Here is a 23,982-nt window from a genome sequence, read left to right on the forward strand (position 1 = left end):
TTGGTATCGAGGTCACGTTCATCTGCTAAATCCTTTTATCGCTTGAATTCCCTTGGCCGCCTTATTCTAAAGAATCAGCGATACCTTACGCCGTCTCTTTAAATGAGTCGGCTATTTATTTAACGCTCACAAACAATAATCACTACAAAAAAACACTTACAGATTTAGCTCACTAAATCTGTAAGTGCTTTTTATATTCTTTAACTCTGAAATAATTCAGCAAATTTCTCCTACTCACCAGCAGAAGTAAACACTTCTGAAACATCGTCATCTTCTTCTAGCTTATCAACAAGCACTTGGAGTTGCTCCTGCTGCTCTTTAGATAAACTGGTCTCCGTTTGCGGAATCATCGTCAACTCTGCTTGTGCTAACGTAAATCCATTTGTTTCCAGCGCATCACGAACAGAAACAAAATCTTCTGGTGCTGTATATATTTCAAATACTTCATCTGACGTTTCCAAATCGTCAGCGCCAGCTTCAAGGACTTGTTCAAACATTCCTTCTTCATCGATCGACAATCCCTCACGCTCGATTGCAATATAGCCTTTACGGTCAAACATATAACTAACAGATCCTGTCTCCCCTAAAGAACCACCATTTCTTGTGAATGCGACACGCACATTCGTCGCTGTTCGATTTCGATTATCGGTCAATGCATAAACTAAAATCGCTGTGCCACCAGGACCATATCCTTCATAAGTAATTTCATCATAATGCTCATTATCTCCAGAGCTACTAGCCTTTTTCAAGGCTCGATCGATATTGTCATTCGGCATATTAGCCGCCTTTGCCTTGTCCATCACCAAACGTAATGCTGCATTCGTTGCAGGATCTGGTCCGCCAGCTTTAGCTGCAACATAGATTTCCCTTGAAAGCTTTTGAAAAATCTTTCCTCTCTTTGCATCCTGCGCATTTTTTCGACCTTGAATATTTTTCCATTTACTATGACCCGCCATGAAAATTCCTCCCTGTCATTCTTTCCTTCTATTGTACTATTGTTCCTAATTGTTGCAACCTTTCTATCATTTCACTCACCATAGCAGTAGAACGCTTCCTTTGTTATACTAAAAGCAAATAAACTAGCCTTTAATGAAAAGAGGAACGTCAATGAACATCCTACTAAAAAAATTTCAAAAGAAGCAAGCACTGCTAAGTCCTTTGGAACAACAAGTTTTGGCATATATCATTGAACATCCAGATGAGATCACACAAAGTCGGATCAATGATATTGCGGAAAAAATCTATGTTTCAACAGCTACGATCAGTCGTACTAGCCAAGCTTTAGGTTACTCGGGTTTTCAGGAAATGAAATATGCTCTGATTCGTCATATGGAAGATGAGCAGCGTCAAATCTATCATCCCTCAAAAGACCTGACACAACTAACAGCTCGTGTCCAATTTGAACTTGACCAAACCCTAAAAGCTATAGAAGAAGATTCCTTGGAAACGGGTGCTAAATTACTAGCAGAAGGACAGCGTGTGGAATTTTTTGGTGTAGGCAGCTCGTTTTCTTGCTGTTTTGAGGCTGCTAGAAAGCTGACTTTTGCTGGTAGAATCGCGGATGCGCGAGAAGATTGGGATGAGCTGAGGATCGTCGCAAATCATTTAACAGCTAAGGATACCGCCGTTCTTGTCAGTTACAGTGGTGAAACGATGCTGGCACTTGAATATGCAGCACTTCTCAAAGAAAACAATGTACCGATCATTGCTGTCATTGGAACTAAAAATAGTCCTTTAGAACAGCTTGCGTCTATCGTCTTTCATGTAGAAGTGACTAATGGCTACTATGGAGAGATAGATATGAGTTCCCGGATTCCTATGCATGTAATATTGGAACTTTTGATTCTCCGCTATATCGAATCCTATGCCGAAAAATGAATCCTCTTACTTTATATGTAAGCTCTTACAACATTTGTGTAAGCGCTTGTTTATATACTCCCTTCCACGTAAACTGAGTGCAAGAAAAACAAAATTTATCCATCTTTTTACTACGAAAGGAGAAACAGAATGAAAAAGAAATTTAGTTTTTGGGAATTCTTCCAGGGGATCGGTAAAACATTTATGCTGCCCGTTGCATTATTGGCTTTTATGGGATTGATCTTAGGGATCGGCAGTTCGTTTTCCAGTCCTTCAACTCTTGAATTACTGCCATTTTTAGATCAGCCGTGGCTGCAGGTTGCCTTCCGTTTTATGTCAACGGTCGGTGGTTTTGCTTTTACGTATTTGCCCTTATTATTTGCGATGGCGATCCCTTTAGGACTAGCCCGCAGTGAAAAAGGGGTTGCTGCTTTTTCTGGACTAGTCGGCTATGTAGTTATGAACTTATCCATCAATTTTTACCTGACTGAAACAGGAAAACTAGCAGATGCAGATCATTTGCGTGAAGCAGGTCAGGGAATGGTTTTAGGAATGCAGTCCGTCGAAATGGGGGTATTAGGCGGAATTATTGTTGGGATCATCGTTTATTTACTTCATAATAAGTTTTATACGATTCAATTACCAGATGCTTTCGCCTTTTTCGGCGGCGCACGATTTATTCCGATCATTACTTCGCTTGTGATGTCTATCGTTGGGGTACTGATCCCAATTATTTGGCCGATTTTTGCTCTTGGTATCAATAGTGTGGGGTTTGCGATTCAAAAAGCAGGTATTTTTGGTCCATTTTTATTCGGTGCTGGCGAGCGTTTGCTTTTACCGTTTGGCTTACATCACATCTTAGTTTCAATGATTCGTTTTACCGAAGCCGGTGGGACTCAAATCGTCGATGGACAGAGTGTTTCCGGTGCGCTGAATATTTTCTACGCTCAGCTTCAAAGCGGTTCACCGATCAGTCCAGCAGCTACAGCCTTCTTATCTCAAGGAAAAATGCCGACCTTCATGTTCGGCTTACCAGCAGCAGCCTTGGCAATGTATCGAACTGCGCTGCCTGAAAATCGTCATAAGATCAAAGGTTTATTGATTTCCGGTGTGATTGCAACCTTCGTTACAGGGATCACTGAACCGATCGAGTTTCTTTTCTTATTTATTGCACCTGTTTTATATGGTTTCCACGTCATCATGACGGGTTTAGGTTTTATGCTCATGGCTTTACTTCAAGTTGTGATCGGTAATACTGACGGCGGCGTTTTAGACTTTTTGATTTTCGGTGTTTTACAAGGAACGTATACAAAATGGTATCTCGTTCTGATCGTCGGTGCCTTATGGTTTGCCGTTTACTACTTTGTTTTCAAATTTGCGATTCAAAAATTCAATTTGAAGACACCCGGACGTGAACTGTCGACAGAAGATGTGACTGAAAAAGAACGAAGCTATACGAAAAGCGGAAAATACGACGGTCCTCTGATTCTTGATGCTCTAGGCGGAAGTGCCAATATCGTCTCCTTGGATAATTGTATCACCCGTTTACGTTTAGTTGTGGATGATATGACTGCGGTCGATGAGCAAGAACTGAAAGATCTAGGTGCGTTAGGAGTTATCAAATTAGATAGTAATAATCTTCAGGTCATCATTGGTACACAGGTCGCTACTGTCAAAAATGAACTGGAAAACTTAATGGAGTAGGAAGGTCACATATGATAGATACAATAGATTTTGATACGATAATAGATAGAAAAGGAACTTTTTGCACACAATGGGATTATGTCGCTGACCGTTTTGGTGAAGCCGATTTACTGCCGTTCACTGTATCAGACACTGATTTTGCAGTACCGAAGGAAATCATCACTTCCCTGCAAAAGCGCATCAGCCATCCTATATTCGGCTATACGCGCTGGAATCACAAAGTATTCAAGGATAGTATTCAAAACTGGTACCGCTCACGCTTTGACTATACATTCGATGAGGATTGGCTCGTATACAGTCCATCTGTCATCTATTCGATCTCTAAGCTGATCGAATTAAAGTCAGCGCCAGATGAGCAAGTGTTGATCCAGACACCCGCTTATGACGCTTTTTTCAAAGTGATCAAAGCTCAAGATCGAATTGTCCTTGAAACAAAGCTTCACTATGAAAACCAGCAATACACGATTGATTTTATTGATTTAGAAAATAAATTGAAGCAGCCTGACTGTACTATTTTCCTTTTGTGCAGTCCTCACAACCCTACTGGACGAGTTTGGACAAAGGAAGAGCTTAGCCAAATGATTCAGTTATGTCAAAAGTATGGGGTCTTCCTGATTTCTGACGAAATCCATATGGACATCTTACGTAAAGGAGAACAGCATTCTCCCATATTCAAGTGGGCAGCTGACTCACAACAGATCGCCCTTTGTACATCAGCAAGCAAAACCTTTAACACACCAGGGTTGATTGCTTCATATTTGATGATTCCAGATATGGACCTACGAGAACAATTTATACACATCTTAAAAAATCGAGATGGACTTTCTTCTACAAGTATTTTAGGTTTGGACAGCACTATAACAGCCTACGATCACTGCCATGATTGGCTTGACCAGTTAAATCAGTATCTTGATAAAAATATTCTACTGTCCAAAAAATTTATTCAAGAGCGACTGCCGGAATTAACAGTGGTAGATGCTCAGGCAACTTATTTACTTTGGATCGATTGTTCTAAGCTTCCCTTTACAATGGAACAACTGCAATCCGCTCTGATCCATCAGGGAAAAGTAGCGATCATGGATGGATCGACTTACGGTGAAACCGAAAAAAAATTCTTACGCTTGAATATTGGCTGCTCCAAAGAAAAACTACTTGATGGTCTTAAACGGCTTAAAGTAAGTATTGACTATTTAAAACAATAAAATAGAGACCGAAACAAAAGTGATTTTTACTTTTGTTTCGGTCTCTAAAACGTGAGAATCAATAGAAGCAGAAGCAACTACTACGCTATGCTCCGCTCTCCTCAGCTAACAAAGACAGTTTCACTACTATTCAAAGAAAAAAGTAAAGCTAATATAATTCTAAGTGCTAAGAGTTGAACACTTTTGTCTCAGTCTCGATTATTTGACAACCAAACGAATAGTTTCTCCACGCAGAGAAAATTCCTCTCCATCTTTACAAACGATCGTACATTCTTCTTGTTCACCTGAAAGTAGTTGAATATTGATTCTGCCAGTTTCTGGAAAAATACGGTAGGCCAACATTTTTAGGCCTGTAATTGTCGCTGTATCTCTCAGCTTATTTTTATTAATGATCAATTGTTCCATCATTCATCACCCCTTGCTGCTGATAATCATCATTATAGCAGTGAAATGATTTTCTGAGGGATTTCTTGCTCGTCGATCTCTTCCCAAGTCTGAATACTCTGTCCTTTTGTCGTCACTCTCAAAAATCTCTTGGGTGTAAGTGGTCGTCCAAAGGAAGTATAGGACAACTTACGTGTATGACCATTTTTATCAAAACAAGTCTGAATATATGTGAAATTATCTATTTTGCTCACTGCATCTGGAAATTTATACGCATATTTATCTGTTGTTTTTACATATAAAGTCTCAGTCTGAACTAAAGGATTGAGCTGATCTATAAGAGCGGCTGCATCTGATGTATTATTGTATGTGTATAAACGAAAACCAAAAGCACTGACAAGCAGCAATACAGCGAGGCTCATTATTTTCTTGATAAGCTTTTTTATCATCTTGATCAAAATCCTTCTTGGTTCATTTTCTGTCTACTTTATAATACCCTTTCTATCCTTATTTTCCATCAAACCTAAGACTGATATCTAAAAAGAGTACTTACTGTTGGCATTACCTTCTATTGAAAATAGACATTTATCCTGAAATAATTGATCTCCAGTTATTGCCTTAACATCGATTAGTGGTTATTTCCTTGTTAGTAAACATGGCTCATCACTAAAATCTTACTAATCAATAAGTCTTTTGTTCTTTCTAAATCAAAAAAAGCATATTTATAAAATAAATACACTTTTCTTCAATAAAACAAATATATTTTAATTCTAACTTGTTCAGCACTGTGATGATCACCGCTTTTTAGATAAACGTTTGATTCCAAGAACGATCAAACATAAAAATACCGCACTCAACGCACCAAAGGAATCCAGCATGACATCTTGAAACAACGGGCTGCGCCCTCCTGTGAGCATCTGGTGATATTCATCTAGCCCAGCATAGCCTGTTGCAGCCAACCAAGAAACCACCCCCACTAGAAGCGGCTGTTTTAACTTCATATTCAACCCAATAAACCAGCTTCCACCCAACAAAAAGTATGTCCCAAAATGTGCGCTTTTGCGAATAAAGAATTCAATAAATTTAGCATAGCCCATCGCTTTGATACTAACTTCACTGCCCGCATAGCTAAATGAAATTCCTTTTAATTGTGCTGCGAACGGCTTGCTGCTCAATACATTATCTAATAGCCCAACCTGAGATTGCTGTTCATAAGTCTGTGATGAGCTAAAAAACAAGATAGCCATGATCAGAAATGCAAAAGCTATGTATAAATTGCTATTTTTTAATTGTTTTTTCAAAATATCTCCTCTTTTCTTCTATTATATAGCTCTATTTCCCTAACATAACGAATCATCAACTCTTTTTCTTATGCTATACTATAGGAGTAATTTAAAGAAAGAAGGGACGTTTATGACATATTCACTAATTTGGGATTTAGATAGTATTTTCCCAGGAGGTAGCCAATCGACTCAATTAGAGCAACGAATGCTTGAGCTGCAGAATCAAAGCAACGACTACCATCAATTGATTGACCGTTGGGAACCGGAAAAAGATACTAACTATCAAGAATTGAAACAAATTTTATCATTACAAGGCATTATCTCAGATGGTTTTGGACAATGCAATAGTTTTATCAATGCACTTTTATCCGCTGATACTTCAGATAAAAAAGCAAAAACACTTTCAGGTGACCTTTATGCTTTATTGCCAGCTATCCAATTAGCTGAAACGATCTTTACAAAAAAATTAACAGAAATTTCAGAAGATGTTTGGACGACACTTCTTTCTTCTTCTGAATTTGAAGCAATTGCTTTTCGCTTGAATGAGATTCGCCGAGATGGAAAAAAATTACTTTCTGAACAAGAAGAACACATCATCAATACTTTATCACTCGATGGACTTAACGCTTGGAGCAGCCATTACGATACGATCGTTGCAAGCATTGCTATCCCGTTCAAAGAAACAGTTCTTTCAGCTGGACAAGCATTTAATCGTATGATGAGTGATCCTGACAAAGCAGTTCGAGAAGAGCTATTCACTGCATGGGAAAAAGCTTGGAAAGAAAAAGCTCCTTTGCTAGCCGATACATTGAATCATTTAGATGGTTTTCGCTTGAGTCAGTACAATTTGCATGGTGTAACTGATTTTCTTGAAGAACCTCTAAATTATAATCGTATGCAAAAAGAAACCTTGGATGTTATGTGGGCAACGATCCAGAAAAATAAACAGCCTTTCATTGATTATTTAACACGCAAAGCTCAACTATTCGGCAAAGAAAAAATGGACTGGCAAGATCAGGATGCACCGATCATTCTAGGCGACTCTAAAGAAAAATCATTTAGCTTTGACGAAGCCGCTGAATTTATTTTGAAAAACTTTGAAACATTTAGTCCTAAAATGGCTCAATTCTCTAAGACCGCGTTTGAGAAAAGCTGGATCGAAGCAGAAGACAGGCCCGGCAAACGTCCTGGCGGCTATTGTACCGAGCTACCTGAAACAAAAGAATCCAGAATATTTATGACCTTTGGCAATTCGATCAATGAAGTTGCTACTTTAGCTCATGAATTAGGCCATGCTTTTCATAGCAGTGTCATGTGGGATCTTCCTACACTTGATCGAGAATACGCAATGAATGTAGCTGAAACGGCAAGTACCTTTGCTGAACTGATCGTAGCAGATGCAACACTAAAAGAAGCTGAAACACCAGAAGAAAAAATTAATTTGCTAGATACAAAAATGCAAAATGCCATTGCAATGTTCATGAATATCCATGCCCGTTTTATTTTTGAAACAAACTTCTACGAAGCACGAAAAGGAGGATTGCTAAGTGAAGATGACATCACAGAACTAATGCTTGACGCACAAAAACAAAGTTATCAAAATAGTCTCGGTACTTACCATCCACATTTTTGGGCAAGTAAACTGCACTTCTTTATCGATGATGTACCGTTTTATAATTTTCCTTATACTTTCGGCTACCTATTCAGCATGGGTATTTATGCTTATGCGAATCAGCAAGGTAGTGACTTTGAAGATCAATATATTGCATTATTACGTGATACTGCATCTATGACATCAGAGGATCTAGCTAAGAAACATCTCGGCGTTGATTTGACTAAACCTGATTTCTGGCAAGCAGGAATCGACCAAGTCATCAAAGATGTAAATGAGTTTATGGCATTAACTGAGCCATACGTCAATAAATAAAAAAATACCCTCTTTTAATTAACGATTAAAGGAGGGTGAGACAGAAGTGTTCAACCCCGAGAAATAAGAAGGAATTCACGGAAATTGATCTTCAAATTTTTGTGAATTTCAGCTTATTTCCGAAGGGGTTACTTCTGTTCTCACCGTCTATTCGTTTTTTAAAGGGACTGGGTTGTAACTCATAGAGTTATGTCCCAGTCCCTTTTTATAAAAAAGAATCAGACAACTGTCTGATTCTTAAATAGTTAAGTTTATGTGATTACATACGTACTGCAAAGCTTGGTGTGAATGAACCAACGTTACTGTATTCAACGCCTGTACTTTCGTTACCAGCATGGATATAACCGCCGCCACCTGTAGCGATCGCTACGTGGTAAGAAGCACCTGGGCTACCCCAGAAATATAAATCTCCTGCTTGAGCTTCACCTACAGAAATACGTGTACCAGCACTTTCTTGTGCTCCAGTGTAGCCACCAACGTTACGGCCACTTGATTGCATAAATGCATAATAGACAAGTCCTGAACAGTCAAAGCTGTTTGGTCCTTTAGCACCCCATACATATGGTTTACCAACTTGTGCTGCTGCTACTGAAATTGCAGAGCCGCCAGTTGAGTTTGGTAATTCAGGTTCAACTGGTTTTTCTGGTTCTACCGGATCTGGTGTTGTTGGTTCTGGCGTTACAGTTCCGCCACCGTTACCATTATCTGTGCTTGGTGTTGTTTGATTTTCTGTTGAACCTGTTGTAGATTGTTCAGTTGATGACGCTGTTGTAGTGCTTGGCGCTGTTTCTTTTGCTGCAGCTGCTTCTTCTGCTGCTTTCTTCGCATTCGCTGCTACTACTTTTTCTTGTTCAGCAATACGTGCACGTTCTGCGATCGCATCTGCTTTTTCTTTTTCTAAGCCAGCTTTTTGGTCTTCAGCTGTTGCTCTTTCTGCAGCTAAAGTTGTTTGTAGTACGTTCAACTCAGCTTCAGCTTTTACTAAATCACCTTTTTGAGCTTCAAGAGCTACTTGGTTATCTTGCAAATCTTGTAATTTTTGTTCATTTTCAGTTTTCTTTGTTTCAACGGCTTTTTTATCTTCTTGTTGTTGCTTCACTAAGTCGTTGTTTGCATTAACGATCGTAGACATCGCTGTGACACGAGTGATCGCATCTGAAACTGATTTTGCATTTAAGATCGCATCCATGTAGCTTGTGCTGTTTCCATTAACTTGTACGTCACGTGCTTGGTTTTGGATCGCTTTTTCACGCTTTTCGATGCGTTTTGTCAATTGAGTGATTTCTTTTTCTAATTTTGTAGATGTACTTCTTAATTTGCCTTGTTCAGCAATTAAAGTTTGTGCTTTTTCATTAATAGAAGCCACTTCGTTTTGTACAGACGCTAATTGATTTTGAGCATCAGCTTCTTGAGATTTTAATCCGCTAATTGTTTGGTCTTTTTGTTGAATCTTTGAATCCACTTCATCTGCATTAGAAATTGCTGGTAATGCTACAGCTGAAAGGGTTAATGAGCAAATCATTAGTAATGGTAATAAGCTTTTCTTCACTATTCATTCCTCCGAAATTTTACTTATAATATAATCTTCATCGTATGAGTATTTTACATTCTTTTATTAACAACGAAATCATTGTATCATAGTCACATGTCATACATATAATAATAATGTTACAGGAGTATTTCATTTTTGAAAGGCACGTATAACAAATGAAAACACATTGTTTTAGCTCCTGAAACGGCTGTAGAATAACATTTCTGGTCATTTCCTAATAATGTCTTTTTTATTTAGAGAATCCTTCAAAATATCAGCAATTATTTCAGGGGGCTCTATCAACAAAAAAGGATGATCATCAAGAGTTAAAACCTACAGTTTCTACTCTATTATAATGTCCTTTCTTCAAAAAAAATCCCAGAGAAGGTTTTCTCTGGGATTCAGCATTTACTTATTTAGCCTGGAAAGCGCCATACGACAGCTCTAAAGTTTGCAGCGTACGGACTTGGTGTCCAGCCTGTCGTTGTTGAAACATATCCAGAACCTGCCGGATTGTTTGACTCAACGATTTGAACTTGGTCTCCTTTGACTCCTACTACTAGGACTGTATGAACACCATCTAGCCATGAATCAGGACTAAGCGCGTTTTCATATTGGACAACGTCACCTACCTGAACATCAGACCAAGAAACTTGAACCGCACCAGATTGCGTATATCCGCTATGAGGACCACCTGGTGTAAATCTGATTCCAGCAGCATTCAGCCAGTTTTGAACAGCAACGATACATTCACCGCTTTGTCCCCAACCAGTCGGATTTGTTTGACCCACTGAGCTCAAAGCAATTTGTGCTGCTTTTTTCTTCGCTTCTGATACTTTACCGCTACCGATACTATTTGTATTACCTGTTGGCGTTTCAGAAACTGGAGTGGATGGTGCAGTGGTTGTTCCATTGCTCTCTACAACATTGGTTTTAACAAGACCGGGGTTCGCTGCTTGTGCTTCCGCTAACTTAACAGCTGCTTCTGCCTCTGCTTTTCTTTGTGCTTCTTGTTCTTTGGCTATTCTTGCTTGTTCTTGCTCTAATTTTTTCTGAGCGGCTGCTTTTTGTTCAACGTATTCTGATTTTTTATTTTCTTCTGTCGTACGTTGCGCTTCCAACTCATTTTTAGCGATTTCTTGTTCTAATTTTAGCGTATCTAAAGATGCCTGTTTTGCATTCAACTCTTTAGTCGATGTTTCTAAAACAGAAATTTGAGTTTCAACCTTTTTAGATTTCTTCTCAACATCTTCTTTATCATTTGTTTGTTGTTCTAATAAATCGTTATTTGCATTGACCAATGTCGTGATACCTTGAACACGGCTGATCGCATCTCCGATAGATTCTGAGTTTAGGATCACATCAAAATAACTAGTGCTAGATCCGCTGACCTGAACATCACGTGCTTGATTACGCATTTGAACTTCTCTTTTTTGAATACGAACATTCAAATCAGAGATTTCGTTATATAATTTTGTGATCTCGTTTTTAAGGGTCTTTTTCTTAGCTGTCAGTTCATCGATCTTTGTCGCCGTTTCTAACATATCTGACTCGATCTCTGCTAACTTAGCTGCTGCCTGTGATTCTTTTGTTTTTAGGTCATTGATGATGTTATCTTGTTGTTCGATCTTTGTATCATAATCGTCGGCAACTGCTGCAAGTGGTAAAGCAACTGTTGTAAGAGTGACTGAACAAACCATCAATGCTGATAATAGACTTTTTTTCACGTTTTAATTCCTCCGGTATGTGCTGGACTCGTTTATATAAATCAAAATTATTTTTAATTAGTCAATGGCATTATTGTATCATAGCTGTATGACATGCAGATAAAAGAGATATTACAAAATTGTTTCATGACCGTAAGACCATCTTGCTTTATTATTAACAGTGCCAATAAAAAGCGACTATTCATTAGCAAATAGTCGTTTTAATGGATATGAAAGTAAAACAAATAGCAGCATGTTAAAAATCAATGTTGGCCCTAACACTTTTGTGACAAATAAAATCGGTGCTACTTTTGATATTGAAAAAATAACCTGCAGACCAACTGCTATTAATTCATACGCTGTCACAAAAATGATCATCCCAAAAAATGCAGTCAATAAATTTGTATGTACCACACGTTGAAAACGGAACATCATCATGACTGTTGCAGCTAAGGCCACTGTATAAATTCCGATGATACCCAAATAATAGCTATCGCAAACTAAACCCAAAACCAACGAAGTGATCAATAAATAACGTTTAGATAAATTTGGTACGGCCATTAGAAAAGCCAACAATAAAATATGAGCACTAGGAAAATAAATGTTGTCCATTAAATTTTCAACGCCATGCGTCAACTGTCCATCGATCAGCATCAGTAAAAAGAAAACTACAGGCGCGTAGTATTTCACATTTTCTTTTTTGATCATCTGCATGTTACTCCCCCGCTCCTGCTAATCTCTTAATGATCGTAACCACAGGCATATTATACATTTCAGCATAAGGTTTTACATATACTTCCCGATCCAATCCATAGCTGTCCGGTTTCACTTTTTCGACTACACCGACTGGTAGATTAGCTGGAGAATTTTGACCTAAACCTGATGTTTGGACAACATCTCCTTCTTTAATATCCAAGTCTCCTACGATCTGGCTAACGATCAAGGTGTTTTCTTTATCATCGTACGTTTTCAAAAGACCATATGAGTCGCCGTTTGCTGAATTGATCTGAACAGGAAAATGATTTGAATTTTGATTTTTTGAAGTCAATAATTCTACCTTCGAAGTAGCTGCACTAACTTCGATGACACGGCCGATCAATCCTTTTTGAGATAATACAGCCATATTAGGTTCAATTCCATCTTTTGATCCCCGATCAACGATCAAAATATCCTGCCACATATCAGGTGTCCGTGTGACAACTGTAGCTGTTACTCTTTCATAGTTGCCTAACGTTTCATTTAGCCCTAGCTCTTTTTTCAGTGCTTCATTTTCTTTCTTCAAGTTATCATTTTGAATCGACAATTCACCGTAACTATCGATTCTTTCTTTCAAGCGTTCGTTCTCATCATACGTGTTGAAAAGAGTGCTGATTGATGAAATTCCGCCACCAATTGCTTTCGCGGGAAAAGAGATTACTTTATCAATAAATCCTACACTATCATTCACAGCAGATTGACCTAAATTTGTTTTCCCTTTATTTGCTCGGTTGGCAGCGGTCAAACTGATGATCGTTACTACGATGATCACAACAATCAACGTAATGATTATATTTTTATTTGGATTAAACTTTTTCACATCGACACCTCGAATAATCTTTAGACTGATAGCAATAATTTTACCACTAAATTCAGACAAACAAAAGAGCTGTGGTACGACTTTACACTTTTTTACTAAATATCTCTTGCTTTAGACAAAAAAAACAGAGCAGGCATAAGCCTCACTCTGCTTTGATCATTGTTTTATTGTTTGTCGATTTGTTTATTTTTCTTTTTTCTCTTCGTTTAGCAATGCTTTACGTGACACGTTCACACGGCCTTGTTTGTCGATCTCAGTTACTTTAACGAGTACTTCATCACCAAGTTTAACAACATCTTCGACATTGTTTACACGTTCATTCGCTAATTGAGAAATATGGATCAAGCCATCTTTTCCTTTGATCAGGTTAACAAAAGCGCCGAATTTTTCAACACGAACTACTTTACCTAAGTAAACTTGTCCAACTTCAACTTCTTTCGTTAATTCTTCGATGATTTTGATCGCTTTTTTGATCATGTCTGCATCAGCAGAAGCAATGCTTACATTACCTTCTTGATCGATATCGATTTTGACTCCTGTTTCGTCGATGATGCCATTGATCGTTTCTCCACCTTTACCGATCACATCCTTGATTTTAGCAGGAGCGATTTGGATCATTTCGATCTTAGGCGCATATTGGCTTAATTCTGGACGTGGTGCAGCTAAAGTAGAAGTCAACTCTGCTAAGATTTCCATGCGAGCTTTTTTCGCTTGAGTCAAAGCTTCTGTTAAGATTTGTTCAGTGATTCCTTGGATCTTGATGTCCATTTGTAGAGCTGTGATTCCTTTTTCGGTACCGGCTACTTTAAAGTCCATATCACCAAGGTGATCTTCTAATCCTTGAATATCGGTTAAAATCGTATAGTTTTCGCCATCGCTGACAAGTCCCATCGCAATACCGGCAACAGGCGCTTTGATCGGCACACCTGCATCCATCAATGCTAAGATTCCTGCACAAATACTTGCTTGAGAAGAGGAACCATTTGATTCTAATACTTCTGAAACGACACGGATCATATATGGGAAATCTGCTTCATCAGGAATAACTTGCGCCATCGCACGTTCTCCTAAAGCTCCATGACCGATTTCACGACGACCAGGTGAACCTGCACGTCCTGTTGAACCAACAGAGAATTGCGGGAAGTTATAATGATGAATGAAACGTTTACTGTCCTCTACACCTAATCCATCAATGATTTGGTGTTCACCAAGCGGCGCCAAGGTTACAACAGACAATGCTTGTGTTTGTCCACGAGTGAATAAGCCCGAACCATGAACACGCGGTAAAATACCGACTTCTGAAGCCAGTGGACGAATTTCGTCTAATTTACGACCGTCAGGACGGATTTTATCGATCGTGATCAATTCACGTACAACATCTTTTTCAAGATCTTCTGCGATTTGCTTCACTTCTTTAGCGATTTGATCCTCATCGTCATGACCTGCAAATTTCTCTGCATACGCTTCTTTGACTTGATCTTTGATCGCATCGATATTGACTTCACGCGCTAATTTTTCTTCTGTCATTACGGCTTCTTTCATTGTACCGTAATACGCATCGAAGATTTCTTTTTTTAATTCTGGATTTACTTGTAACAGCTTGATTTCCATTTTTTCTTTGCCGACAGCAGCAACGATTTCTTCTTGGAAAGCCACTAATTCTTTGATTGCGTCAAAACCGAACAGCAAAGCTCCTAACATATCTTCTTCTGATACTTCTTTTGCGCCGCTTTCAACCATATTGATTGCTTTTTTCGTACCGGCAACTGTTAATTCGATATCTGTTTTTTCCGCTTGTTCCACTGTTGGATTCAAGATATATTCGCCATCTACACGACCCACATCAACACCTGCGATCGGTCCGTCAAATGGAATATCCGAAATCGCTAAAGCAAGAGACGAACCAAACATTGCCGCCATTTCAGGGGTGCAATCTTGATCTACACTCATTACTGTATTCGTGATTTGTACTTCATTACGGAATCCTTCTGCAAACATTGGACGAATTGGACGGTCGATCAAACGAGCAGTTAACGTTGCACGTTCACTTGGACGTCCTTCACGCTTGATAAAGCCGCCAGGGATTTTACCTACGGCATACATTTTCTCTTCATAGTTGACTGTTAATGGGAAAAAGTCAAAGTCTCTTGCGTCTTTCGAAGCAACTGCTGCAGTTAAGACAACAGTGTCGCCATAGCGAACTAAAACAGCACCATTCGCTTGTTTAGCTAATTGACCAATCTCGACTTGTAGCGGTCGTCCGCCCCATGTTGTTTTGAATACTTGTTTTTCTGACATGTATCGATTCTCCTTTATTCTTTGGAAAAGTCAGACAGCTACTAAACAAATGAAAAGATTCAAAAATTTGAGTCCTTTTATTTGGTTAGTAGATTTATGTAACCTTTCCAAAGATCCGATTATTTTAGTATTTTCAAGGATACTGAACCTTTTTAAATAGACTAAAAAGCCAAAAATGGCGAGTCAGAAGCAACTCTTTTGAAAATAAAATGAACTACACAAGAATTTGTAAAAATTTTCGTGAATTCCTTCCTAATTTCTCAGAGTTAGGCGCTTCTGGCTCAGCCTCTCAATGATTAACGACGTAATCCTAAGCGTTGGATCAATTCGCGGTAACGTTGGATGTCAGTTTTACGTAAGTAAGCTAACAAGTTACGACGGTGTCCAATTTTTTTCATTAGTCCACGGTAAGAATGATGATCTTTTTTGTGAACACGTGCATGTTCGTTAAGGTGGTTGATATCAGCAGTCAATACAGCGATTTGTACTTCTGGTGAACCAGTATCTCCTTCATGACGAGCATACTCTTTAATGATTTCGTTTTTCTTTTCTTTAGACATTGCCATGTTTTTCACCTCTTCTTTAAGTAGTCATCTCACTACTGAGTAATGCGTTGGTGATTCGCACAACCAAGTAAAAGACGGTATGTTTCCATACAGTGATACTTTACAGGATATAAGGTCAAAATGCAAGACTAAGCTGATGTCCACTAGTGTTTTTTCAGCAATTTATCCCATTTATCAGCATTTTGTGATAAACTAGATAAGCAAATAAATAGATGAAGCTAATCAAACAGCAGGATAAACCAAATAGGTCTGTCTTTGCTTTTAGACTTTTAAATAATCGAAGGAGGAATTATCCCATGATCACCATGGAGGATATTATCCGTGAAGGAAACCCCACACTTAGAGAAGTGGCAAAAGAAGTGTCTGTGCCGCTAACTGACGAGGATATCAAACTCGGCGAAGATATGATGGAATTTTTAAAAAACAGCCAAGATCCTGTGAAAGCAGAAGAACTGGCTTTACGCGGCGGCGTAGGTCTTGCTGCACCTCAATTAGATATTTCAAAACGTATCATCGCAGTCCATGTACCAAGCAATGATCTAGAAAATCCTGAACCAACCTTGAGCGCTGTAATGTACAACCCTAAAATTTTGAGCCATTCTGTTCAGGATGCTTGCTTAGGTGAAGGCGAAGGCTGTTTATCTGTAGACCGCGAAGTCCCAGGTTATGTGGTACGTCATAACAAAATCACGCTTTCTTATACAGACATCACAGGAGAAAAACAAAAAATACGTTTAAAAAATTACGAAGCGATCGTCGTTCAACACGAGATCGATCATTTAAACGGTGTGATGTTTTATGATCATATCAACCAGCAAAACCCATTTGCTTTGAAAGATGGCGTGTTGGTGATTGAGTAAGAGCTTGACAAATATACAACTTTAGAGAACAATTCCTTAGCGAAAAAACCAACGATCAGTCAAATTGATTGATCGTTGGTTTTTTTATATAAAATCTTTTCTATTTTATCCATCTTACTAAATTATCTTATAAGACTTTTAGTTATTTATCTTTCTTTAATACTATATAGTAAAGTATACCCAATTATAAATCCTATTACACCAGATAGTTCATAGTTTAGAAAATAAGATAATGAAAGGTTGTTATCTCTTATTAAAACAATTAACCTAACCAAAACGTAGACTGTTATAACAACCAAATAGTTTTTTCTATCTTGTTTATACATTTAAATGATCCCCCACTAGAAAAAAGCTATTTTTTCTGAATTTATGAACTGAATCATAGTTGCCGACTTGCTTAGTTCGTTTAGAATCAGAATATGTTTTTACATGTTCTTCTACGCAAAATGATGCAACGAATCTAAAAATTTCTAAACTCAAATGGTTAGTTACTTATGAGTAATGGAGTAATAAAAATCATAAAATTGAAAAAAGAATGAGCTAAAATACTATACCAAATATTTTTTCCAACTATATAAAATATACTTAAAATAATTCCTAGTACTAAAAATGGAATTAAAAATATAAGATTATAATTTGCAGCTGCTGCATGATTTAATGCAAATATTATACTAGATATTGAAGCCATAACTATTTTTAAATATCTAAGATCAGAATTAATAAAACAATATCGATAAGCTATTTCTTCTATGAATGGTCCTAAAAAAATACTTTCTACAAAAAATAATATCTTCCAATCATACCTTGCAAAAACGACTTCTGTATTTAATATAATAGCTATTATTATGTATGTAAACAGCATTACCACGAACGTAATTAACACAGTGTAAGCAGCTCTTCTCAACTTTACTATTTTTAAACTTTCAATTAACTCTTTTTTAAAGAACAAAATCGCTAACAAAACAAAAATTATTTTCTGAACGGATAGATAAGTTGGATCAAAATTATTCCAGCTAGTTCCTATAGCTGGAATAATTTGTGTTACTAAAAAATAAATGGAAAGATATATAATTTTAAGCATTAATCAGTTCACTCTTTTCATTGTTTAAGTTATGCTGGCACATAATCTGTATATGATGTATTGGAAGTTACCGTTTTAGTATCAACATATTTATTATCTACTTTTCTATAACGTTTATAAGTAACTGTGATTTTCGCTTCTTGTCTATACTTTTTGAATTTACCACTCTCAGAATAAGTATGACCCAATTTTATTTTGACTGGTCCCGCTTGAGTAGTTATCTCAATAGTTGACTTTCTAGATGTAGTATAGTTCCCTAAGAACGTTCTCTTACCTTTTTTTATAGTATAACTTTGCGTTTTTGCCCATGTACGAGATTGAACCTGAGCAGTATCCTCAATTACATAATAATATTCGTCATTATCATTGATCATTTCATTTGCTTCAGAAGTTGCTCCCAATGCTACGCTACCAAATAATACACCACTAAACAAGATACTTACCAAAATCTTTTTCATAAATAAAACCTTCTTTCTTTTTGATATGCCATTATCATTGCATGAGAAAGTTATTTTTAGTAAGCACCTATTAGTTTACAGCATGACAACACTCAGTTGCTTTATCAGTTGCAACCAATCGTTGTCATAATATAATCCAACAATTGGTAGTTTTTCCATTCAAAATGTCGTATGATTAAGTATGGAAATTTAAAGGGGGAAGTCTATTGGTTTTAGCTGATCGATTACGTGCACATAAAGAAAATAAAGGTCTTTCACAAGCGGCTGTGGCAACTAAATTGAATATTTCTCGTCAATCAGTTTCCAAATGGGAGACTGGAAAAGGTTATCCGGACATTGATAATCTAGTGTTACTTAGCAAAATTTATGAAGTTTCAATTGACGAACTCGTCCAAGAAAATAAAGTATTGAAGAAAAAAATTGAAGAGAATAACCAAACGATAGACGAGCATCGAAAAAAGTTAGACTGGATTCATCACCCAGGGCTTGACGAAAAAGATGAAGGGTTGCTACTACTGATTGCCGTCATTGGTTTGTCCATAGCTGCCCCATTAGGTTTATTTATTGCCCCAATAATTATAAAACGGAATAAAAAAAGCAACACATTTTACATGTTAATTAACATTGTAAGTGTGTGCTGCATTCTAATTAATTTGTATTTTATGTTCATTATGGTTGGCGACTATCTTTTATGGGATCAAAAAATTGAAGTAAACTATACACCTGATCCTTAAGTTAAAACTGAAATATTTAATCTAGAACCATTTATTTTTGCTCGAAGATTGATTGTTGCCGTAGAGGTACCCACTTTTCGCTTTAAATAGTACGTTGCTTGTTTTGTATTGTCGATTCGCAAGGATTTGCTAGTAAATGAACCGGATATAGCAACCGCTTTTGCGTTTTTTGCAGTAGTAATTGAATTGTTTTTTATAGTTACCTGATAACTAGCTCTCCAAGAACCTTTTCTTTCAGTAGAAACAGTATACGTACTGTTTCCTAATGCCTTAGAAATAGATGGTTCTTTTTCTATCGTGATAATTAATTCTTCTCCTTCTTCTGTAATAATACTCGAAATTTGTTTTTCTGTAGTACGTAATGGATAAGTAATGGATGCTGGATTTTCTTCTGCGTAACCAACAGCTCCCTTACTAACAAGACTTAAAAATACTACTATACCTAAAATAAATACCTTTTTCATAATGATCACTCCTTTTTTGTAATTTAACCGTATAAAAAAGGAGATAGAAAAGGAAGCACCGTTCAGTTTACAGCGTGTCAACTTATAGTTGCACATTAATAATAACAAAGATATCAAGGCGTCCACTGCTTAATTTAGATTGGCACATACAAAAAACTGTAAATGATGTCCTTTTAAGAACGTCATTTACAGTTTCAGCTATCCGCTATATAAATAACTTTACTCTAAATCGCCTTTAACTCTTTCAACGCTTTCCAAATCCCATCATTATCATTGGTATCTGTCACAAACTTCGCTTCTTTTTGGATATGCGGCAACGCATTTCCCATTGCTACTCCGATCCCTGCTTCTCTTAGCATTTCTCGGTCGTTTTCGCCATCACCAAACGTAATGATATTTTCCCGCTCGATACCTACACGATCAGCTAAATTCAATAATGTGGCAGACTTCGAGCCATTTTTCGGAACGATATCTACACTTTGAGGATGCCAGCGAACAAAGCGAAACTTAGAAAATTCATTGTCAAATACGCCTTCATACGATTCATCATAAAAAGCCAAGCCTTGGTATACATCGTTTTCCTTATGGAAATCTCCATCATATTCAGGAGCTGCAAAATCAATAGAGCCCATTGCTTCCGCCATTTGTAGCTGACGGTGATGATTATTTTTTTTCACATCGTCTAAGCCGACATACGCCAAACCGATCTCTCTTTTTTCCAATTCAGATGAAAAACGCTGTAGCTCTTCTTCATCCAATAAATTTTGATAATACTGCTCATGATCTAAAAATGCAGCAGCACCATTACAAAGAACATAGTTTGAAAAACCTAAGTCTAAAATAATATCCTGCGCCATAAAACGACTACGTCCTGTAGCAACAGTCACCAGATGACCTTGCTGTCTAAGTAGTGCTAATGCTTCTCTTGTACTTTCCAGTGGTTGTTTGTCGCTTCCCAGTAATGTTCCATCGATATCAAATGCAAAAAGTTTTCTTTTCATGGCGTATTATTTTCGCTCGCTTTCTATGATTTTGGCAAATACTTGCTGCCTTCTCTAACTGCTAATGGACTTAGTTCCATCGTCGTGATCAGTTCTTGGACCCATTGAGGGTCTGTTTTACTATGCTGGCGCAATGACCAGCCGATCGCTTTTTGAATAAAGAACTCATCTGTAGTTTTATCATAAATAATCGCTTTTTTCAACAGCTCGGTGTCCGTTCTGTCTTTATACAATAACTGCAAATTGATTGCTATCCGTCGATGCCAGAAGTCTTTTTCTCCAAAAAAAGCGTCAAATAATCGAGGCATTTCTTCAAAATGACTCGCCCCCCATAAGGCAAAAAATTTACGCCAAGCATCCACGCTGTCCCACCAAGCTTTTTCAATGACTAGTGGTTTGAACTGTAATACTTCCTCAAGGCTCAAACGCTTCACATTTACCGTTGCTAGATCGATCGCAACATATTGATATTCCCGTTCAGGTTTCTCATAATAAACATTCACCAGCTCAAAAAGGTCTGCAAACGGCAGTTTTTTACTGGCTTTTAAAAGCTCTTTTTCCATTGCCGCACGTGTTGGTGCAGGGACACCTGCAAAGGGGAATAAATTTTTCATGTAAGCAGCCATTTGTTGCGACTTCTCTTCATTTTTAGTAAAAATAATTTCGTCCACACGTTTACTCCTTTGACTTTTCTTCCATCTTAAAACAATTTACGCCTAACAGCAAAAAAGAGTGGGGAAAAAATCCCGCACTCTACTTTTTAATCTACATATGTTGTGTCCGCATTGTTCAACCATGCATAGCCTAAGCCCATCACTAAGCCGCCGCCGATAAAGTTACCGATCAGAGCAAAGAACAGATTGTGCGCAACACTGCCGACAGTCATCGCGGCCATTGTTCCGTGTGAAGCAAAATAAGCTAAGCTAAACGCAGGGAAATTGGCGATAACGTGCTCATAGCCTAAGAAAGCGAAAATGAAGATGATGAAAATGATCGCAGCGACTTTACCCGCGTCATCCTTCATACGCATACTTACTAAAACAGCTGTATTTACAACGATATTGGCAAAAATGGCTTCAACCAAAATCTGGATCGTCGTCTTGTTCAACTTACCAGCGATCGATGTAAAAAAGAAGCTATCTGGCGCTAGGTCTTGATAAGGTACCGTCAACGAAATCAAGTAACCGAATAATACCCCACCAACTAAATTAAAGAAAATACAGGTAAACAAAATTTTTGCAGCAAAGGAGAAATTGATTTTTTTACGATAAACGCCGACGGTCATATACAACATATTTGACGTACCTAACTCAGCATTCATATAAAGAATCATCACAAGTGACCAACTGAACATAAAGGCATACAACATTTTGCCAAGTCCATGTGCGATATCCTCACCTTTCATCGCAATAGCGAATGCCACAGCTGTTCCTAGCGTTAAAAACATACAAGCAAGCATGGCACGAAAAGCATAGCGTAAGAAACTACTTTGGAATAAGTTCATTTTTTTATTGATTGATTTATCGATCTGCTCAAATAACGGCGATACAGGTTTCATCTTGTTTCTCCTTTTCATATTGTTTTCATTTTATATTTTCAAAAACATCCTTTACTATTTTAAAGACCTCTACGCATTTTGTCTAGTGCTTTTTCATACAAAGTAACACTTTTTTCTATTATAAGCAAAACAAGTGATAAAGTACGTCGATCCTCTACTCCTTTTCATTCTTTCTCGCTACTTTCCTTTCTTTTTATGAAAAAACAATGAGAAAATCCTTCCGAAGACCGATGAGAATTTGCATTTTACTGGTAAAATAGAACTAAGTTATCTATTGAACAAGAGACATCGGGTTGTTTTATAAAAAATAGATAAGCTTTGAAAAAAGATTTTGCCAAACTATGGGGAAAGTAAGGTGAACGCAATGACAAAACAAGGACAGAACACAAATGTGAAGAAATTAAATCAACGAATCGAAAACCAGTATAAATCCATGCGAGCAACAAACAACGTATTCTCAGTCATTCTCTTGGTTGTCTTAATGATTTTTGTAGGTCTTTTCAGTCTATTTTTCTCAGCGAGCGCTAGCTATAACGAAAAAATGACTGCTTTTGATCAAGAGCTCAATACTCTTCAAGAAGAAAAAGCTGCGATCGAATCTGGAAAAATCGTCACAGCTGAGAAATCCTTTGACACGATTTTACAAGAAAATTTGGCGAACTTAAAAGAGTACCCTCAATCAGAAAATAATTATACGATTTCTATTGAAGGAACGAACAGTCAAATCACACTCAACAAAAACAATATTTTTGTTTCAGACAATGCAAATATGCTAAATAAAGAAACGAAACAGAAGATCTATGAGCTAAACAAACAATTAGCTGCCAGTACCAACGGAGCACAATTAGAAGTCATCACTATCCCTGAATTACCACGCGGGGAAGATATCGAATCTTACGCCAATAAATTATTCAATCAACTGGGGATCGGCGATAAAAATGAAAATAACGGTATTTTATATCTGATTGCCTTGGATGACCGCGAATTTCGTTTAGAAGTTGGTTACGGATTAGAAGGATTGATCCCTGATGGAACCGCTGATTCGATCATCAATGATGACGATGTCGTTGATGCATTTAAAGATGAAAAATATGACCAAGCAGTCAACCAAGTGCTCGATCAAGTATTTCCTCTAATGAATACCAAAACTGCTTTAGTCGATTCTAAAATCAATCAAGTCGAGAGTCAAAAAAGTGCTACTATATGGGGCCGTTGGGGATTAGGGTTCTTTCTATTTTTTGCTTTATTGACGAATTTGATCCTAGTGATCCGGAGTCTTTCTGCAGGAAAAGCTTTAAAACAAACTTACGGCGACTATCAAAACCGAATTTCAGGCTTCACAAATGAAGATGCAGCAACACAACTCGCTGAAATGAAACAAACAAACTTCTACCACCTGATGTTAAGCGGCAGTTCGTTGATCGCTTCAAAAAGAAAATTACGCCGTTCGATCGCTCAAGGTCGCTTATTGAAGCATCCTTCAGCACAAAGAAAAGCGTTTGGACGGGTCTTGATCGGTGATACCCTTTATTCAGGAGACGGGTATGTATTAACCACAACTTACCTTACGTCTAACTATAATTCTGCCAACTGGTCTGACAGCAGTAATGGGTCTGACGGCGGTGGTTCGTCTTGGGGGTCATTCGGTGGCGGTTCATCTGGTGGAGGCGGTGCCTCAGGCGGGTGGTAATTACTTGGACTTATGCAAGAAAAAGCTTGAGTTATCCACTATTCTGAGGTATACTAACCTTTGTGTAAAATAAGCAGCAGAAAAATAATAGACTCGTCAACA

Annotated in this window: 23 protein-coding genes; 7 read left to right on the top strand and 16 right to left on the bottom strand. The window is 37.7% G+C overall.

Features of this window, described 5'->3' with window-relative positions:
• Window positions 1–230 precede the first annotated feature (230 nt).
• A complete protein-coding gene (locus IGI58_RS06080) occupies window positions 231–956 on the bottom strand; it encodes a YebC/PmpR family DNA-binding transcriptional regulator (RefSeq protein WP_429954123.1) in 726 nt (241 codons plus the stop codon).
• A 151-nt stretch (window positions 957–1,107) separates the two neighbouring features.
• Between IGI58_RS06080 and IGI58_RS06085 the strand changes: the two genes are divergently transcribed.
• From IGI58_RS06085 to IGI58_RS06095, 3 genes are all read left to right on the top strand, one after another.
• A complete protein-coding gene (locus tag IGI58_RS06085; protein ID WP_087641903.1) occupies window positions 1,108–1,878 on the top strand; it encodes a MurR/RpiR family transcriptional regulator in 771 nt (256 codons plus the stop codon).
• A gap of 129 nt (window positions 1,879–2,007) precedes the next feature.
• A complete protein-coding gene (gene malX / locus IGI58_RS06090; RefSeq protein WP_087641902.1) occupies window positions 2,008–3,561 on the top strand; it encodes a maltose/glucose-specific PTS transporter subunit IIBC in 1,554 nt (517 codons plus the stop codon).
• Window positions 3,562–3,572: 11 nt separating this feature from the next.
• Complete coding sequence (locus IGI58_RS06095) at window positions 3,573–4,763, top strand: MalY/PatB family protein (RefSeq protein WP_429954122.1); 1,191 nt, start codon at window positions 3,573–3,575, stop codon at window positions 4,761–4,763.
• 198 nt (window positions 4,764–4,961) lie between these two features.
• Here IGI58_RS06095 and IGI58_RS06100 read toward each other — a convergent pair whose 3' ends face one another.
• From IGI58_RS06100 to IGI58_RS06110, 3 genes are all read right to left on the bottom strand, one after another.
• Window positions 4,962–5,171 (bottom strand): hypothetical protein, encoded by a 210-nt coding sequence (locus IGI58_RS06100; protein WP_429954120.1) that lies wholly within the window; start codon window positions 5,169–5,171, stop codon window positions 4,962–4,964.
• Between the two features lie 29 nt (window positions 5,172–5,200).
• A complete protein-coding gene (locus IGI58_RS06105) occupies window positions 5,201–5,596 on the bottom strand; it encodes a YxeA family protein (protein WP_429954119.1) in 396 nt (131 codons plus the stop codon).
• Window positions 5,597–5,941: 345 nt separating this feature from the next.
• Window positions 5,942–6,448 (bottom strand): VanZ family protein, encoded by a 507-nt coding sequence (locus tag IGI58_RS06110; protein ID WP_429954118.1) that lies wholly within the window; start codon window positions 6,446–6,448, stop codon window positions 5,942–5,944.
• Window positions 6,449–6,560: 112 nt separating this feature from the next.
• Here IGI58_RS06110 and IGI58_RS06115 point away from each other — a divergent pair, with 112 nt between their 5' ends.
• Window positions 6,561–8,357, top strand: coding sequence for a M3 family oligoendopeptidase (locus IGI58_RS06115; protein WP_429954116.1), 1,797 nt, complete (start codon window positions 6,561–6,563; stop codon window positions 8,355–8,357).
• A 259-nt stretch (window positions 8,358–8,616) separates the two neighbouring features.
• Here the strand turns inward: IGI58_RS06115 and IGI58_RS06120 are convergent, their stop codons facing one another.
• From IGI58_RS06120 to rpsO, 6 genes are all read right to left on the bottom strand, one after another.
• Window positions 8,617–9,906 carry a coiled-coil domain-containing protein gene (locus IGI58_RS06120; protein WP_429954114.1) on the bottom strand — a complete coding sequence of 430 codons (1,290 nt, stop codon included), beginning with the start codon at window positions 9,904–9,906 and terminating at the stop codon, window positions 8,617–8,619.
• Between the two features lie 398 nt (window positions 9,907–10,304).
• Entirely contained in the window at window positions 10,305–11,615 is a 1,311-nt protein-coding gene (locus IGI58_RS06125) for a coiled-coil domain-containing protein (protein WP_225534584.1), read from the bottom strand.
• Between the two features lie 177 nt (window positions 11,616–11,792).
• Window positions 11,793–12,302, bottom strand: a complete 510-nt coding sequence (mreD, locus tag IGI58_RS06130) for a rod shape-determining protein MreD (RefSeq protein ID WP_088271702.1) — start codon at window positions 12,300–12,302, stop codon at window positions 11,793–11,795.
• A 7-nt stretch (window positions 12,303–12,309) separates the two neighbouring features.
• Window positions 12,310–13,170, bottom strand: a complete 861-nt coding sequence (gene mreC, locus IGI58_RS06135; protein WP_225534583.1) for a rod shape-determining protein MreC — start codon at window positions 13,168–13,170, stop codon at window positions 12,310–12,312.
• Window positions 13,171–13,353: 183 nt separating this feature from the next.
• Window positions 13,354–15,468: a polyribonucleotide nucleotidyltransferase gene (gene pnp / locus IGI58_RS06140; protein ID WP_429954112.1), complete on the bottom strand. Its 2,115-nt coding sequence runs from the start codon at window positions 15,466–15,468 to the stop codon at window positions 13,354–13,356.
• A gap of 296 nt (window positions 15,469–15,764) precedes the next feature.
• On the bottom strand, window positions 15,765–16,034 hold the full coding sequence (gene rpsO / locus IGI58_RS06145) for a 30S ribosomal protein S15 (protein WP_069663025.1): 270 nt from the start codon (window positions 16,032–16,034) through the stop codon (window positions 15,765–15,767).
• Between the two features lie 296 nt (window positions 16,035–16,330).
• Here rpsO and def point away from each other — a divergent pair, with 296 nt between their 5' ends.
• Window positions 16,331–16,894, top strand: a complete 564-nt coding sequence (gene def / locus IGI58_RS06150; RefSeq protein ID WP_087641889.1) for a peptide deformylase — start codon at window positions 16,331–16,333, stop codon at window positions 16,892–16,894.
• Between the two features lie 484 nt (window positions 16,895–17,378).
• Here the strand turns inward: def and IGI58_RS06155 are convergent, their stop codons facing one another.
• Together IGI58_RS06155 and IGI58_RS06160 are read right to left on the bottom strand one after the other, a co-directional pair.
• Entirely contained in the window at window positions 17,379–17,975 is a 597-nt protein-coding gene (locus IGI58_RS06155) for a CPBP family intramembrane glutamic endopeptidase (RefSeq protein WP_429954110.1), read from the bottom strand.
• Window positions 17,976–18,004: 29 nt separating this feature from the next.
• On the bottom strand, window positions 18,005–18,433 hold the full coding sequence (locus IGI58_RS06160; RefSeq protein WP_429954108.1) for an LMxysn_1693 family intestinal colonization protein: 429 nt from the start codon (window positions 18,431–18,433) through the stop codon (window positions 18,005–18,007).
• A 206-nt stretch (window positions 18,434–18,639) separates the two neighbouring features.
• Between IGI58_RS06160 and IGI58_RS06165 the strand changes: the two genes are divergently transcribed.
• The gene (locus IGI58_RS06165; RefSeq protein WP_429954107.1) at window positions 18,640–19,167 is read left to right on the top strand and encodes a helix-turn-helix domain-containing protein; all 528 of its coding nucleotides are present in this window, start codon (window positions 18,640–18,642) and stop codon (window positions 19,165–19,167) included.
• Here the strand turns inward: IGI58_RS06165 and IGI58_RS06170 are convergent.
• The 4 genes from IGI58_RS06170 to IGI58_RS06185 form a co-directional block, all read right to left on the bottom strand.
• Window positions 19,164–19,631, bottom strand: a complete 468-nt coding sequence (locus IGI58_RS06170) for a DUF5626 family protein (protein WP_429954105.1) — start codon at window positions 19,629–19,631, stop codon at window positions 19,164–19,166. The two genes, IGI58_RS06165 and IGI58_RS06170, sit on opposite strands and share 4 nt — an antisense overlap.
• 224 nt (window positions 19,632–19,855) lie before the next feature.
• On the bottom strand, window positions 19,856–20,632 hold the full coding sequence (locus IGI58_RS06175) for a Cof-type HAD-IIB family hydrolase (protein ID WP_087641884.1): 777 nt from the start codon (window positions 20,630–20,632) through the stop codon (window positions 19,856–19,858).
• 23 nt (window positions 20,633–20,655) lie between these two features.
• Window positions 20,656–21,303, bottom strand: coding sequence for a DNA alkylation repair protein (locus tag IGI58_RS06180; RefSeq protein ID WP_429954103.1), 648 nt, complete (start codon window positions 21,301–21,303; stop codon window positions 20,656–20,658).
• 89 nt (window positions 21,304–21,392) lie between these two features.
• On the bottom strand, window positions 21,393–22,190 hold the full coding sequence (locus IGI58_RS06185; protein WP_429954102.1) for a formate/nitrite transporter family protein: 798 nt from the start codon (window positions 22,188–22,190) through the stop codon (window positions 21,393–21,395).
• A gap of 364 nt (window positions 22,191–22,554) precedes the next feature.
• Here IGI58_RS06185 and IGI58_RS06190 point away from each other — a divergent pair, with 364 nt between their 5' ends.
• Window positions 22,555–23,880 (top strand): TPM domain-containing protein, encoded by a 1,326-nt coding sequence (locus IGI58_RS06190; RefSeq protein ID WP_429955355.1) that lies wholly within the window; start codon window positions 22,555–22,557, stop codon window positions 23,878–23,880.
• Window positions 23,881–23,982 lie beyond the last annotated feature (102 nt).

The sequence above is a fragment of the Enterococcus sp. AZ020 genome (genome assembly GCF_050499205.1).
In the GTDB taxonomy this organism is placed as follows: domain Bacteria; phylum Bacillota; class Bacilli; order Lactobacillales; family Enterococcaceae; genus Enterococcus_L; species Enterococcus_L dunnyi.